We start from the raw sequence: 14091 nt of genomic DNA, 5'->3' as shown, positions 1-14091 counted from the left end.
ATTTTAAGTTTAAAAAGTAAAGTGAAGGGATCGAGAACGATCCCTTCTTTATGTGGATGATTATTGTATTATTTCAAAATGTCCAAGGAGCCTGATACGGAAGTCCAAGACCATCCTGCAAAAACAGACTTGTCAGCACCTACCGTATTTTCTCCTTCTGCTACAGCTGTAGTGAAATCAGCAGATCCACCCAAGAAGAAGTCCGCTACTGTACCACCTTCAGGAAGTGTCACTTCAAAGTTGCTGAACTCACTGGCTACAGTCGGTAGTTCGTCAAACGTCTGGCCATCCATCAAACTAGTAAAGTAGATGTTAGACATGTTCACATTGGTGTTTTCGTCATTGTCCACCAAACCTGCTGCGCTCCCGGCGATGATAGATCCATTGGTCAACGTGTAGTTTCCATCTACATAAGCACCTTCTGGTCCATCAAGCTCAAAAGTCTTGTCACCAGCATTTACAACGATAAAGTTATCAAGAACACCATTCCAAGACTGATCAGCATCGATAGCATCATCACCAGCATTCCATACAATTGCATTTTTAACGCTAACTGTACCACCGAACCACTCGATACCGTCATCTTGGTTACCGATCACTTCTACATTTTCGATCACGGTAGTAGAACCTACGCCACCTAGTGTCAATCCGTTGATTTCGTTACCGTCTCCGATGTTAGCACCTCCATGACGGATAGAAACATATTTCAATACACCAGAGTCATCTTCAGCATCGGATCCTCCGTAAAGACCGTTGGTATCGGATGGTGGAATGCCTTCGATTTGAGCTTCAGTATTATCACCACCTACCGAAATAGGTGCTCTACCTAGGATCAATAGACCACCCCAAAGACCATTCTGAGAGGGTGCAAGTCCATCTTCATGGAAAACTTCACCCGGCATGATTTCGTCGGCGATAGTAGTGAAGATAATGGGAGAATCAGCAGTACCCTCTGCCATGATCTTACCTCCTCTGGCGATGATCAGCGCAGTGGCGTTTGCTCCTGAACCGGCTTCACCCTTGATGATTACACCTGGCTCGATGGTCAAAGTAACACCATCCAATACAGACACTCTGCTGGCAAGGGTGTACACATTGCCGGACTCCAAGGTCATATCTTCGGCGATGTTTTCACTTAGAACCATTTCATCTTCCGGATCTGGATTTGGGGTCGGAGTTGGATCATCATCACTACAAGACGTGAACATCACCGATGCTCCGATCAACATTAAAAAGAGTAGATTGAGTTTTTTCATGATATGAAATTGATTTAGTTTGTTTGCTTTTTTTGTTTTCGCTCCACAAAGCTGAATCAATTTTTGCTCGCCATGGAATTTTTCCAATTATGTATTTTTTAAAAAAGATCAGGCGTTTTAATATTGAATTAACAAAAGACCAAAAAAAAAGCCTTTGACGAATCAAAGGCTTTGCATATCATATTCAAGACGGTTATTTCAATGTTACCGATTTGTTAATCGGAATCTTATCCAAGATGATCTGGATCAAGTCTCTGGTGTTGACATTGTCCGCTTCAGCCTCATAATTAAGAATAATCCGGTGATTGAGTACATCTTCGGCGACATCTTTGATGTCCTCTGGAAGCACATAGTCACGGCCATTCATAAAGGCCACCGCCCGTGATGCAAGGTTAAGATTGATACTGGCACGAGGCGATACCCCAAACTGAATATATTTCGCTTCTTCCTTCAAGCCATATTGCTCAGGGAAGCGCGTAGCAAATACCAGTTCGATAATGTAATGTTCCAACGGCTCTGAAACTTCTACTTGGTTGATCTTGTCCCTAATGTCAAAAACATCTTCCTTGGAAAGGATCGGTTCCACTTCTGAACTAAAGCTCATATTGGCCATTCGGCGCATCACTTCCAGTTCGTCCTCCTTCCCCGGATAGTCGATATGTACCTTCATCATAAATCGATCCACTTGGGCTTCCGGTAAAGGATAAGTACCTTCCTGATCCACGGGGTTTTGGGTGGCCAGTACCAAAAAAGGCCGATCCAGCTGAAAAGTGTTTTCACCAATGGTCACTTGCTTCTCTTGCATGGCCTCCAGCAGGGCTGACTGCACCTTGGCAGGAGAACGGTTTACCTCATCGGCCAAGATAAGATTGGAAAAGATCGGTCCCTTCTTTACCTCAAAATCACCATTTTGCTGGTTATAGATCATTGTACCAATAAGGTCAGCCGGCAATAAATCGGGTGTGAATTGGATTCGGTTAAAGTCGAGGTGAAGCACTTTGGCGAGGGTATTCACCGTCAAGGTCTTGGCCAACCCTGGCACACCTTCCAATAAAATATGCCCGTTGGTAAAAAGCCCGATCAACAGCCGATTGACCATTCGATCCTGTCCCACTACCACTTTTCTGACCTCCTTGATCGCGTCCTGAATCTTTTCCTGATGCATTATTCTGAGTTGATTTATGTTTTGCTTTGTTAAATAAAATCGCTGGCGGACAGCCATCTTGCTAAATTAAGAAGCCTAAATTAGAATAAATTGCCTTTTAACACAATTTAACACCCCTTGAAAATCACAAGTTTTACCGCCCTTTTTTTCTTTTGGGCAGTGATGGTCGCTTTTGGTGTCTCCCACCGGGCTGTGCCTTTGTCTGCAGCTTAGCTGGGCTTACGGCCAGCAACCGATAAATTCCTGCCTGATCCAGCTCCCTGATTTCGCCCACTTCAAAGCCCGAAATATCCAATTCCTCCATCGACCACCGCACCAACCGGAGGGTCGGATGGTTTACCGCCGCAGTCATTTTGCGAACTTGGCGATTTTTACCTTCTATGAGCACCAGCTCCACCCAAGAATCGGGAACTGTCTTACGATAACGAATCGGCGGGTCTCTTTCGGGTAATAATGGCGCATTTTTTTTTAATTTGGCCTTGGCGGGCTTGGTCTTGTACATTTTGCCGTCCACTTTTATGGACACCCCGGCTTCAAGAGTCCGCAAGGCTACTTCATCGGGAATCCCTTCCACCTGTGCCAAATACGTACGCTGATGACCAAATTGCGGATTGAGCAAGTAATGGTTAAGCGACTTGTCATTGGTGATCAATAGCAGCCCTTCGCTGTCTTTGTCAAGTCTCCCCACAGGATAGACATCCTTGGGAAAATCCCCAAGTTCCTTGAGGGTATTGGCATCTCCGCTAAACTGGCTCAGAATACCAAAAGGCTTATAAATCACAAAATATCGGAGCATAATGATCGGTTAATGGACAAAGTTTATGATATTTTGGTATAAGACAAAAAAAAGCCCTGGAATAAACCTATCCCAGGGCAATGTATAAAACTACACTTCATGTTTTAATCCACTTCTCTTACGGTCACCTCTCCGTCAGCAGTCTTCCCTACAATAACGATCAAAATCGGTTTCATAGAATGGCTTTGAGTTTCGCCTTTCTCCACTTTGTAAGAAAGTGTCAATTTTCCCTCTCCATCGCTTACCAAACTCACCGGGCTAAGCTCAGTGTCCACATTTGTGGCCGATTTGGTCACCGCAATGACATATTGGGTCTGAAAATCGATTGCAGTAGGCTTTCCATCTTCTCCCATCACTGTGGCAGACCCAAAAAACTTCGCAAACTCCTTAGCAGTCTCTATCTTGGGATCAGCCAAGTTTGGCGCATCGTTTTTCATAAAATACTTCTCTGCTACAGTAAACGCTATTTCCTTTTCCATTGACGCTTCATGGCTTTCCATGCTTTCAGATGTGGTAGTCTCGGAAGTTTTCTTTCCGTCACAAGCAGCTAGCCCTATCACTAAGGCTACTGCTACTAAAAATGATCCGTTGTTCATATATGATAGAATTTAGGTTTAAAATGTCATTTTACTTTACTGATATCCTCAGCGTTGTTTCCATTAAGTTAGCAAAAAGCCTACCCATTTCCTTATAACTTCTATTTTTTATAAATAACATAGGTATTAACACAAAATGTAGGTATAAATTACGTATATAAATGTTTTTAACCAAAAACATACTATCACATAAGACTACCGCTTTATTCCATAAACACCTGTAGCACATCCAAAAAAATATGATTTGTACGATACTTCCATGCCATAGGCTTTAAGATACCGGTAAAAGTCCCTGCTGTTTTTGAAATGTTCACAATACTTTCCCAGCATACGGTAATCCTCCTTATTCCCTAGAAAAACCTTTCCAATCCATGGAATGACCACTTTTAAGTAAAACATATATAACCATTTAAGTATTCTTGGCCTTGGTTCTGAAATCTCAATCAATGAAAAAGCACCTCCCGGCTTTAAAAGCCTGGCCATCTCCTTGGCCAAAGCCTCTTGCTGTACTAGGGAAAAGGTTTTTAGCCCAAAAGTAGATACAATAAATTCTGCGGATTCTTCCGGAAGGTCATGGTCCAGTATATTCAATTGCCTTAACTTAATTTTCTGATATCCATGCCTTTGAATATTTCGCCTAGCCTTATGATTCATCTCATCAGATATATCTACTGCCATAATCCTAACATCCTTTCCAAAACGGCGCTGAATGGCAGGCCACGACTCCCCCATTCCTGACATCAGGTCATAGCCTGCTGTCCGTGCTTCGGACACGGGCAGAGCAGCAATACACTGGTATCTCCAAACGGCCGTAAACCCAAAGGAGGTGACCAAGTTCGCCAGCCCATAGGTGTTGGACATCCTGTCAAACATTCCTTTGACAAATGTCGGGTCATACAAATCTCCTGATGTAGTTGCCATAGATTACCTCCTAATTTGAGCATAATTTTGGTCATACAAACGGATATAAGACACTTAAACCCCAAAAAACAATTTCACCCCAGTCCCAACAGGGGTAAATGCTTCACCTTATGATAGGTCAGCGCTGCCCCGATACATTTTTTCAGTGTCACTTTAGGAATACTGTCATCCATCTGAAAAACAATCGCCCTGGTCCCCTCAAACATAAAAACATCCTGATAAGCCATCTTAAAACTGGGTACCAACTTGCTGGTGCATTTAAAATATAGCGCATATTGGTCTGGCTGTTTTGCCTTCCAGTCCATCCGCAGAGTACTGCCCACCTTGGTGATAAAGCTGGGCTCTCCCCACCTCAGCGTTTCCTCCAATTTTCCGACATTTTCCATTTCCCTGGCAGTCTCCCTCACCAGCATTCTCAGCTCGACCATCTTTGGCTTGACATGATCTGGATATTTGCTATAAACCTGTTCCACCGCTGGATCAGTAACTAATTGAAGGTCTTTCATGGAATTGTATATTAATGGGTTGTCTGGTTTTGCATATTTTTAAAATCCCTTACCCGCTCATAGGGCCCTCGCATCAATAACGTTTTGCCTTCTGCATGGATAAATCGGGTCGTTTCTGTCTGTCCATCTTCATCCGTCAAAGATACTTGCTGATCGATCAGCTTCCAAGTGCCCTTCTTTTCTATAAGCCTACCAAAACAGGTAGTACGGTTTAGACAGAAAATCCCTTTTTCATCCAGGGTAATGGTAGCATCATAAATACCGTCCATGTACCTATAATCCCCAGCGACCTCTTCCATTGCAGCGCTAACGGAATCCTTTACGGTTGGTGTTTCCACGACGTCCTGCGCAATGGCCATTGGGGTCAAGCCTAAGCAAACGAGTAGAACTATCCAACCAATGGCAAGTCTCTTTTTCCATAATACGACTTTTTGTACCATATCCATTGGTAATTAGTTCCTCAATAAAACAGGTGCCGTGGTGTGCCTAAACACGTCTCCATTGTTCAGCACATAAATCAATTCAAAAGTATACTCACCTGCTTTTGCCGGGCCTTCTGTCATCTTCATTTCAAAAACCTCCCGATTAATCCCCGCACCATTTTCTTTTAGGTATGTACCAATCGAAAAAAACTCCTCAAAATTGTCTCTGCTGAAAGTCCAATCTTGCATCAGCATTATGGAGTTTAGGGTATCTCCTGCAGCATAATCCATGCTAAAATCAGATAGCGTTTTCAGGTAAAGGGTATCAACCCCTACTTTATCTCCCTTATAGCCAGCAGGCAAACATGACAATGCCTTCAAGTTACTGTTGGGACCAAAACCTTCAAGTGCTAAATATTCCGAATCGAAGGCAAAACGAATGAAAAAATTCCACCAGTAAACCTGGTCTCCTTCAGGAATACCCGTCCAAGGATTGTTACCGGAACCTACTACTTTAAGATTATAGGACCGGATACTTTCAATTTTAAAATAAGGATCCACAGGAGGGCACTTCCCACCAAAATTTTTTTCATCATTGCACGCCCACAACACTCCCCCAAAAAACAAAAAAATGGTCAATATTAAAAGGTGAAATTTCATGGCTTTTATTTCTCTATACGAAAGATAAGATATAATCGTCTCATCATCAGAACCAAAAAAATAAAGCCTTCCAATTTTCACAACATTGGAAGGCTTTATCACACTCAACAGGGGGATTTCAGCTTTTCCCTATGCCATAATAAATTCCTCAGCCCTTTCAGTTTATGCTTTGTCTGGTACTTCAGGCTGGTTTCGTACTTGTAATCGTAAAAAAGCTTCAATTCTTTCAGCGCATTCATTCCACTGATCTCCGCATACCTTCTCACCAAATAGGTCAGCATTTCCGGCTGAAAGCCAAGGCGGTTGAGGCTCTTGGCTGCCAGCTTTTCATTGATGGAGGCAAACTTCAGCCTGTTATTGTCAATCAAGTTGAAGTCAAAAACCCCGTTTTGTTCCTGATAGAGCACATTGCTGAGGGTATAGTCTTCATGAAAAATCCCGTTCTGATGGAGCTTGACGGTAAAGTGAGCCAAATTGTCCAGTAAGTTCCTTGCCCTACCTGCATCAGATACATCAAATGATGAAAGCGGTTGGTAATCCGTGTACAGTGACACAAAATACCCCGCCTTCAGCATCCCATTATCCAAGCAGTCTATATAGGCCACAGGTTCTGGCGTATTGATCCCACGCTCCTGCAGCAAACGACCGTACTCATAGGCCCTTTTAGCCTTGGTGGGGCGGAGATATGCATAAATCAACCTATTGGCCAAGTATATCTTTCGGAAGGATTTGATGACTAATTTCACACCGTCCACTTCATCAATTCGCACTTGATTGCGAAGGTCATAGATCACCTCCCCACGCTGGTTAAATTTATCAGGAATCTCCTCCAAATAGTTTCTTAAAAATTCAAACTTGCTATTTACCTGTAATTGTTTTCGCATCGCCTTACCGGAAGGACACCCTTTTAATGAAAACGGGGGGGCCTTCCACGTTTATTTTATCAATTTTGGTGTTGTATCATGAACCGAATAAGCTCTTCAGGACTTTTGAGGGAGTGGGCCATTTCCTCGGAAAGCTCCAGGTGAAGGGCATCCTCCACTTCAAAGATCAGTCCGTTAAGGTAAATTTGGTCAAACCCCATATCCTCCACAAAATCGGACCGCTTTACTTTGGACACGGTCGTGATACCATATTTACCCATCACTTCGATGATGGTCTTCAGTTTGGTGTAATTTGTTGTTTTCATGGCTTTTAACTTTTCTTTTAAGACGAGACAAGTCATGTTTTCGTCCCAACATTAATTTTATCACTTTCTTAAATGACACTTTCCGCATCATTTACCCTGAGTGAAATGATCAATATCGGTGTGGCCAAGGGAATGCTGAGCTTCCCGCCTGTATAGGTGGCTGTACATCCCTTCAGGCCACACCGACTATCATCAATCACCAACTAACTATAATTAAACATACTCGGCCACCTCCGATTCAGACTCCGAAAGCTCAGTTTCTTCGATCACAATTTCTTTTTTCTGGTCTCTTCCAAAGCGCGCCAGGATACGGTCAAAGATGTAATAGATCACCGGCACCACCACCATGGTCAGGAACATGGAGGAGATCAATCCACCGATCAATGCCCAAGCAAGCCCATTCTTCCACTCAGCACCTGCTCCTGAGGCCATGGCGATCGGCAGCATACCAAACACCATTGCTAGTGTGGTCATCAGGATCGGTCGGAAACGAATTTCCACTGCCTTGATCAGGGCGGCTTTCACTTCCAGACCAGCCTCTTTCAATTGATTGGTAAAATCCACCAATAAAATCGCGTTCTTCGCCACTAACCCCATCAGCATGATCAAGCCCAATATACTGAATATACTCAGTGCAGAACTGGACATTGCCAATGCCAGTAAGGCACCTATCACCGCCAGCGGCAAGGAGAACATCACCACAAGTGGAAAGACGTAGTTATCATAAAGTGCCACCATGATCAGGTAGATCAAGAGCACGGAAGCCAGCAAGGCAATTCCCAAGCTCCCAAAACCTTCTTCCTGCATTTTCATATCTCCCTCATAGGCAATGGTCACTTCTTTGGGAAGGTCCAGCTTAGCTATCCGCTCTTGGATTTCCGCACCGACGGTACCTGTAGGCCGGCCGGACACTTGGGATTGCACCGTCACAGCGGTAATCCTGTCCTGACGGTTTAGCTCACTGGGACCCTCAGAAGGGATGGCACTGGCAAACTGTTTTAGCAAAACCGTCTGCCCTACATTATTGACAAAGGCCAGGTTTTCAATATCGGCGACCGATTTTCTGTCAAATTCATCCATGCGGATATTGATATCATACTCATAGTCTCCGTCGCGGTATTTGGTGTCGGTATTGCCATTAAAGGCCACCTGCATCGTACCACCTACCATGGACATGTTTAAGCCAAGGTCAGCCATTTTCGCCCGGTCCACTTCCACACGAATCTCCGGGTTACCTTCTTCCAGTGAAGTTTCTGCCTTTCGGGTACCGGAAACGCTTTCAACCTCCGCCAGCACTTTTTTGGAAAAACTCCTTAGGGTATCCAAGTCAGGTCCTGAAAGGACAATTTGTATCGGGGCATCATTGGCGGTCCCGGTAATGGCTATTGGTACGGCGGTAAATTCTGCACCGATGATATTCTCCTCTAGGGCGATTTCCATTTCTTTGGCAAACTCCGGAGCGGTAATGTTCCGCTTTTCTGCATCGACCATCTTGACGGTGATCTCAGCCGCATAAGGTGTGGATTGGCTTCCGGACATTCCTCCTGTAGTCTGTCCCACTGTCGTAAATACACTGCTGACCAGGGAATTCTTGGTCAGGTAGTTTTCTGCCTCTCTCGTAGTAAAGTTGGTCTCCTCCAGGGTCGCCGATTTGGGCAATTCCAATCGGACAATAAACTCCCCTTTATCCCCTTCACTTACAAATTCACTTCCGATAAAACCAAATCCCACCAAAAGAAACGAAGAAACAAATAATACGAAGGTCACCACCAGGGTAATGATTTTATGGTTAAATGCCCATTTCAAAATCCCTGTCAGCCACGCAACAAAACCGTCCAAAAACCCTTCAAAGCCATTGACGACCTTTCCAAACACACTGTTTGGGTTAAGGTGTTCCAGTTTGGAAAACCGTGAAGTCAGGAGCGGAATAAGGGTAAAGGCCACCAGCAAACTCATCATCGTGGCCACCGCCACCGTGATGCTAAACTGTGTAAGGATACCTGAAATCAAACCTCCCGTCATCGCCAAAGGCACAAATACCACCACAATTACCAACGTAATGGACGTCACCGTACCACCGATTTCACGAATGCCGTCATAGGAAGCCTGGATTGCAGACTTGCCTTTTTCCATGTGCCGGTAGATGTTTTCGATCACCACAATGGCGTCATCCACCAAAATCCCCACTACCAGTGAAAGGGCCAGCAGGCTCATCAGGTTTAGGGTAAACCCTGCCAAATACATCACCGTAAACGTGGCAATAATAGAAGCCGGAACGGCAATCATCACAATGACGGCGTTTCTAAAACTGTGCAAAAACAAGAGCATAATCACCGCTACCAGCACGACGGCAATGATCAAATCATGGATCACTGCATTAGCAGCTTCGAGGGTAAACTCTGAGCTGTCCTGCGATATCTCAAACCGTAGGTCATCTCCAGCATAGGTGGTCTCCAATTGGGCCAAAGCTTCATTCACCCGCTCGGCCACGTCCACTGCGTTCGCATCAGACTGCTTCTGAATACTGACACCGATGGCACTTTTTCCATTTAATCTACTGAGGATTTCTTCGTCTTTATTGGAGTCGATCACCTCGGCCACATCCTTGACCTTGATCGGCGAACCATCTGCATAGGTAACGACCAGCTCGCCAATTTCAGATACCCTACTAAATTTCCCTGCCAAACGGATGAGAATCTGCTCCTCATCACTTTTCAGCTTTCCCGTAGGAAAATCCAAATTGGCCTGGGCAATTGCCTGATTTACTTGCAAAGGAGAAATCCCATAAGTATTCAGCTTATTTTGATCCAAATTCACCTTGATTTCTCTTTCGGCACCTCCTAAGAGGTTTACCTGTGCCACCCCGTCAATCTGTGAAATCATCGGCTGGATACGTTGGTCCATCAGGTCGTAAAACTCCGTCGCGGTCAGGTTAGCGTAAGAACCCATCTGCATGATGGGCATATCGTCCAAGCTGAACTTGCCCAAAGACGGGGGATCCACATCCTCCGGCAAGTCTCCCAATACAGCATCTATTTCCCGTTGGGCATCCTGCAGGATCAAGTCCACGTTTACATCATCGTCCAGTTCGATCGTGATAATGGAAAAACTCTCCAAAGACGTTGATTTCATCACGTCGATGCCCTCTAGGGCAGCCAAGGCATCCTCTAGCTTTCTGGTCACAGAGTTTTCCACCTCCGAAGGTGCTGCTCCGGGATATACCGTGGATACGGTGACCACATTCGGGCTGAATTTGGGCAACAGCTCGTATGACATCTGCGTATAGGAAAAAATCCCCAGCAAGGTCAAAATCGTAAACAGCACCACCACGATGGTGGACCGCTTTATGGATATTTTCGTAATCTGCATAGTTCTTGATTTTTCGGATTAAAGTTCTGATACCGCGGTACCATCTTTCAAGTTGATCAGACCGGAAGTCACCAGCTGCTCCCCTTCTTTCAGCCCGTCCAGCAATACCAACTTATTATCGCCCACTTGTGCCAACTTCACTTTTTTCAATACTGCTTTTCCATTTTCTACCACGAATACCTCTGGGCTTTTTACACCGTTCACCAAAGCCTTACGATCTATCAATATGGCTTCCTCTGCTGGATAGGAAAATGACGCATAAGCAAACATCCCAGGCTTGATCTGTTCGGTCTCTTCGTCAAGCGCAATCTCCACCTCGTAGCGTAATGATGCATCACCCTTGTGGCTGGTAAAACTTACCTTTCCGGTAAAATCCTTCTCTGGCAATACCCCTACTTTTACACCTACTGTATCTCCCACACTGATCCGGGCAATCTCCAGCTCCGAAACATCCACGACGAGCTTTAGTGGTTTTACATTTACGATATCCACCACATTCATCCCTGGGCTCATCAGGGTACCTATCTCAATATAATCTTCGTTTATATAACCCGAAATCGGTGCAGTGATCACCGTATTGGCCAATCGTTTTTTGTTCATCTTTACCTGGGATTCAGCCATTTTGGTAGCGTTGCGGATTTCCTCCAATTGCTTCTCGGTAATCGCCTCTGTACCCGCCAGGTTTTCATAGCGGCTTAGGTCTTTCCGGTTTTGGCTGAGCTTCACCTCAGAAATGGATAGCTCCGACTGGATCAGCTCATCATCCAGTTTGGCGATCACATCACCCTTGCGGACATAATCCCCTTTCTTTTTATGGATTTTAAGCACTTTTCCACTGGCCTCTGCCTTCAGCGTCAGCTCTTGGCTCGGCGCGAAAGTACCATTGGAAGTAAAGGAAATCTTGTGAGGGGTCTTTTTGATCCGCTCCGTCCTCACTGGAATAGATTCACTGGTCTTCATGGCCTGCTCGGCCTTGACCTCCATTTCCTGCTTGTTCTTAAATAGCGTAAAGCCGATTACGGCGGCAATGCCTACAATTATTAAAGGTGTGATAACTTTTTTCATGGCTATTGATGATATTGTTTTGAGGAATTGGATTCCTGGATTAGCTAACTTAGTTTTTGATGATTTTTTCGATTTGGCCCGTAGATTTGTACAGGTCCGCTTCGGCGGTTTTGACATTGATGACCTGCCGGTAATAGCTTGACCTGGCTTGGCGAAGTGATGTCTCCGCATCCAACAAATCCGTCAGCGGCGAAAGTCCCTCTCGATAAAGCTGTCCGGTCTGCTTGAAGACATCTTCTGACAGCTCCAGGTTGGACTCTTGCGCCTTAAGGCTCTTAATACTGTTGTTCAGTTTCTTTACAGCATTCAGGTATTCGGCTTCTGCATTTTGCTCCGCCATGTACTGGTCATACTTGATCTTTTGACCTTCCACTCTTGCCTGGGCAATTTTGTGTTTCTTCTGAAAACCATCGAAGATCGGCACGGAAAGCTTCAAACCTACCAATGCTCCCCTGTACCAAACATGGCCAGTGGACAGAAAATCAAACTCACTGGAAAACGCGTTGTAATTCACATCTGCAAAGGCAGAAAGGGTCGGGTAATATCCTGATTTGATATTATCGACATTCAGGTCATTCAGCTCCTGCTGCTTTTCCAATACTTTCAGGTCGTATCGCTGGCCCAGATCAGGATCCATCTGAAGTGCCTGTAGTGGCAATGACTTATCGCTAAAATCATATGGGGCCAATTCGATCTCCGTATTTACCGGAATCCCCATGACCAATTTCAAATAATTCTTACGCTGCTCGATGGCGATCTCAAGATTGTCCATTTCGGTTTCCAGCGTAGTCAGGTTTACTTTCACACGATTATAATCTACTTTTCTGGCCAAGTCATTCTCGTACTGTGACCGGATGATTTCCTCCAACCGCTTTAGCTGATCGTGGTTGGCCTGCAGGTTATCCATCTGCAATTCCGTGGAAATCACCGAGTAGTAATTCAGTGCCACGTCGTAAATGATATCCTCCTCGGTCATTCGTGTCATGAGCTGATAGAATTCCTCAGAAGTCTTGGCCGCCTTCAATCCTACCAAATACGATTGGCTGAAAATCAATTGGCTCACCTGTACCCCTGCCTTTACGCTTTGAGGGACACCAAATGCGATTACGTTGATATCACTCGGATCTGAATTGGGATCCAGTACTCCTCCGGGAATCGCCTGGGGATATACGTCCAGAAAATTGTTGTAATCACCATAGGCGTCCACTTGGGGAAGACCAGTACCGGTGATTTCCTTTCGCTGATGATCAGCAGCATCTTCATCCAACTGCGCTTTTTTGATTTCCGTGTTGTGCTTCAGCCCCAGCTGGATGGACTCTTGAAGGGTAAGTACTTCTCCATCCGCTATCGGCTCTTGGGCCATGAGGCTGTTGCCCACGAAAAAAACCGCAATAAGTCCGGTCCAAAGTTGTTTTTTCATTTTAATTAATTATAGTTAATTCATTAATAATTACTTTGTTCTGTAAAAAAAGAACTTACTGAACAAAAAAATATATCAGCGATTATGTAGCTGATCATATTTTTCGATCAATTTTGGCATTTCCTCCTGCATAAATTCAATAAACTGCTGAAAGTCTTCAATGCAGTTATTAAATTCCATATTCTTGGCCGACCGCATGGCCATGACATCTTTTAAGAGCATATTTATTCTGAAGATGCCCTGCATGTCATCCTGCATATCCTTTCGCCAGTTCCTGACTTTTAGCCTGAAATACCGTTTCCTTTCTCCAGGCTTCGTGGTATATTCCACCTTATTTTGAGTCTGGAGCAGCGTAAGGGCATTGCTGACAGCGCTTTTGCTTACGGAAAGGTACTCCTGAATCTCGTCAAAGGTGGCCTCAGCATCATCCAACACCAATAACAACCCCATGATTCTTCCCAAAATCGGCTGGTGTCCTTTTCGCTCGAAAAAGACGCCGATTCGTTCTATAACTTCCTGTTGTTCAGATGATAATTTCATATTCCCTCCTCTTGTCTGTGAAGACTTAACGACACAAAGATACAAAAGGTTTTGTTAGTTCATAAAAAAGAGAACCAAATTTATGCTTTACCCCAACTATTTCTGGAAGAAGGTAAGTTTTCCATTCATCATTCATGCCGCCACGAAGGCTCTAAGCCACCAAGGGTTTTGTAAAAAATCCGGTTA

Annotated in this window: 14 protein-coding genes; all 14 read right to left on the bottom strand. The window is 44.6% G+C overall.

What is annotated here, in order from left to right:
- Positions 1-68: 68 nt before the first annotated feature.
- Positions 69-1256: a hypothetical protein gene (locus FDP09_RS07060; protein ID WP_229683302.1), complete on the bottom strand. Its 1188-nt coding sequence runs from the start codon at positions 1254-1256 to the stop codon at positions 69-71.
- A gap of 193 nt (positions 1257-1449) precedes the next feature.
- Positions 1450-2421, bottom strand: a complete 972-nt coding sequence (locus FDP09_RS07055) for an AAA family ATPase (RefSeq protein WP_137401990.1) — start codon at positions 2419-2421, stop codon at positions 1450-1452.
- 133 nt (positions 2422-2554) lie between these two features.
- Positions 2555-3217, bottom strand: a complete 663-nt coding sequence (locus tag FDP09_RS07050; protein WP_187328817.1) for a pseudouridine synthase — start codon at positions 3215-3217, stop codon at positions 2555-2557.
- A 104-nt stretch (positions 3218-3321) separates the two neighbouring features.
- Positions 3322-3813 (bottom strand): hypothetical protein, encoded by a 492-nt coding sequence (locus FDP09_RS07045; RefSeq protein ID WP_137401988.1) that lies wholly within the window; start codon positions 3811-3813, stop codon positions 3322-3324.
- Positions 3814-4008: 195 nt separating this feature from the next.
- Positions 4009-4734: a class I SAM-dependent methyltransferase gene (locus tag FDP09_RS07040; RefSeq protein WP_137401987.1), complete on the bottom strand. Its 726-nt coding sequence runs from the start codon at positions 4732-4734 to the stop codon at positions 4009-4011.
- Positions 4735-4808: 74 nt separating this feature from the next.
- Entirely contained in the window at positions 4809-5240 is a 432-nt protein-coding gene (locus FDP09_RS07035) for a DUF1801 domain-containing protein (protein WP_137401986.1), read from the bottom strand.
- An 11-nt stretch (positions 5241-5251) separates the two neighbouring features.
- Positions 5252-5680, bottom strand: coding sequence for a hypothetical protein (locus FDP09_RS07030; protein WP_137401985.1), 429 nt, complete (start codon positions 5678-5680; stop codon positions 5252-5254).
- A 12-nt stretch (positions 5681-5692) separates the two neighbouring features.
- Entirely contained in the window at positions 5693-6322 is a 630-nt protein-coding gene (locus tag FDP09_RS07025; protein ID WP_137401984.1) for a hypothetical protein, read from the bottom strand.
- A gap of 104 nt (positions 6323-6426) precedes the next feature.
- Complete coding sequence (locus tag FDP09_RS07020) at positions 6427-7206, bottom strand: lipopolysaccharide kinase InaA family protein (protein ID WP_137401983.1); 780 nt, start codon at positions 7204-7206, stop codon at positions 6427-6429.
- A gap of 59 nt (positions 7207-7265) precedes the next feature.
- Complete coding sequence (locus FDP09_RS07015) at positions 7266-7511, bottom strand: acyl carrier protein (protein ID WP_137401982.1); 246 nt, start codon at positions 7509-7511, stop codon at positions 7266-7268.
- 213 nt (positions 7512-7724) lie between these two features.
- Positions 7725-10880, bottom strand: coding sequence for an efflux RND transporter permease subunit (locus tag FDP09_RS07010; RefSeq protein WP_137401981.1), 3156 nt, complete (start codon positions 10878-10880; stop codon positions 7725-7727).
- An 18-nt stretch (positions 10881-10898) separates the two neighbouring features.
- Positions 10899-11945 carry an efflux RND transporter periplasmic adaptor subunit gene (locus tag FDP09_RS07005; RefSeq protein WP_137401980.1) on the bottom strand — a complete coding sequence of 349 codons (1047 nt, stop codon included), beginning with the start codon at positions 11943-11945 and terminating at the stop codon, positions 10899-10901.
- Positions 11946-11994: 49 nt separating this feature from the next.
- Positions 11995-13365: a TolC family protein gene (locus FDP09_RS07000; RefSeq protein WP_187328816.1), complete on the bottom strand. Its 1371-nt coding sequence runs from the start codon at positions 13363-13365 to the stop codon at positions 11995-11997.
- Positions 13366-13440: 75 nt separating this feature from the next.
- Complete coding sequence (locus FDP09_RS06995; protein WP_137401979.1) at positions 13441-13905, bottom strand: GbsR/MarR family transcriptional regulator; 465 nt, start codon at positions 13903-13905, stop codon at positions 13441-13443.
- Positions 13906-14091: the final 186 nt, after the last annotated feature.

Source organism: Echinicola rosea, assembly GCF_005281475.1.
GTDB lineage: Bacteria > Bacteroidota > Bacteroidia > Cytophagales > Cyclobacteriaceae > Echinicola > Echinicola rosea.
The sequence above is the reverse complement of the archived record's forward strand: the minus strand, read 5'-3'. Positions and strand labels throughout refer to the sequence as shown.

Excerpts from the sequence above, each read along its gene's own strand:
- FDP09_RS07060 (WP_229683302.1), bottom strand. The coding sequence starts at position 1,256 with ATGAAAAAACTCAATCTACTCTTTTTAATGTTGATCGGAGCATCGGTG.
- FDP09_RS07055 (WP_137401990.1), bottom strand. The coding sequence starts at position 2,421 with ATGCATCAGGAAAAGATTCAGGACGCGATCAAGGAGGTCAGAAAAGTG.
- FDP09_RS07050 (WP_187328817.1), bottom strand. The coding sequence starts at position 3,217 with ATGCTCCGATATTTTGTGATTTATAAGCCTTTTGGTATTCTGAGCCAG.
- FDP09_RS07045 (WP_137401988.1), bottom strand. The coding sequence starts at position 3,813 with ATGAACAACGGATCATTTTTAGTAGCAGTAGCCTTAGTGATAGGGCTA.
- FDP09_RS07040 (WP_137401987.1), bottom strand. The coding sequence starts at position 4,734 with ATGGCAACTACATCAGGAGATTTGTATGACCCGACATTTGTCAAAGGA.
- FDP09_RS07035 (WP_137401986.1), bottom strand. The coding sequence starts at position 5,240 with ATGAAAGACCTTCAATTAGTTACTGATCCAGCGGTGGAACAGGTTTAT.
- FDP09_RS07030 (WP_137401985.1), bottom strand. The coding sequence starts at position 5,680 with ATGGTACAAAAAGTCGTATTATGGAAAAAGAGACTTGCCATTGGTTGG.
- FDP09_RS07025 (WP_137401984.1), bottom strand. The coding sequence starts at position 6,322 with ATGAAATTTCACCTTTTAATATTGACCATTTTTTTGTTTTTTGGGGGA.
- FDP09_RS07020 (WP_137401983.1), bottom strand. The coding sequence starts at position 7,206 with ATGCGAAAACAATTACAGGTAAATAGCAAGTTTGAATTTTTAAGAAAC.
- FDP09_RS07015 (WP_137401982.1), bottom strand. The coding sequence starts at position 7,511 with ATGAAAACAACAAATTACACCAAACTGAAGACCATCATCGAAGTGATG.
- FDP09_RS07010 (WP_137401981.1), bottom strand. The coding sequence starts at position 10,880 with ATGCAGATTACGAAAATATCCATAAAGCGGTCCACCATCGTGGTGGTG.
- FDP09_RS07005 (WP_137401980.1), bottom strand. The coding sequence starts at position 11,945 with ATGAAAAAAGTTATCACACCTTTAATAATTGTAGGCATTGCCGCCGTA.
- FDP09_RS07000 (WP_187328816.1), bottom strand. The coding sequence starts at position 13,365 with ATGAAAAAACAACTTTGGACCGGACTTATTGCGGTTTTTTTCGTGGGC.
- FDP09_RS06995 (WP_137401979.1), bottom strand. The coding sequence starts at position 13,905 with ATGAAATTATCATCTGAACAACAGGAAGTTATAGAACGAATCGGCGTC.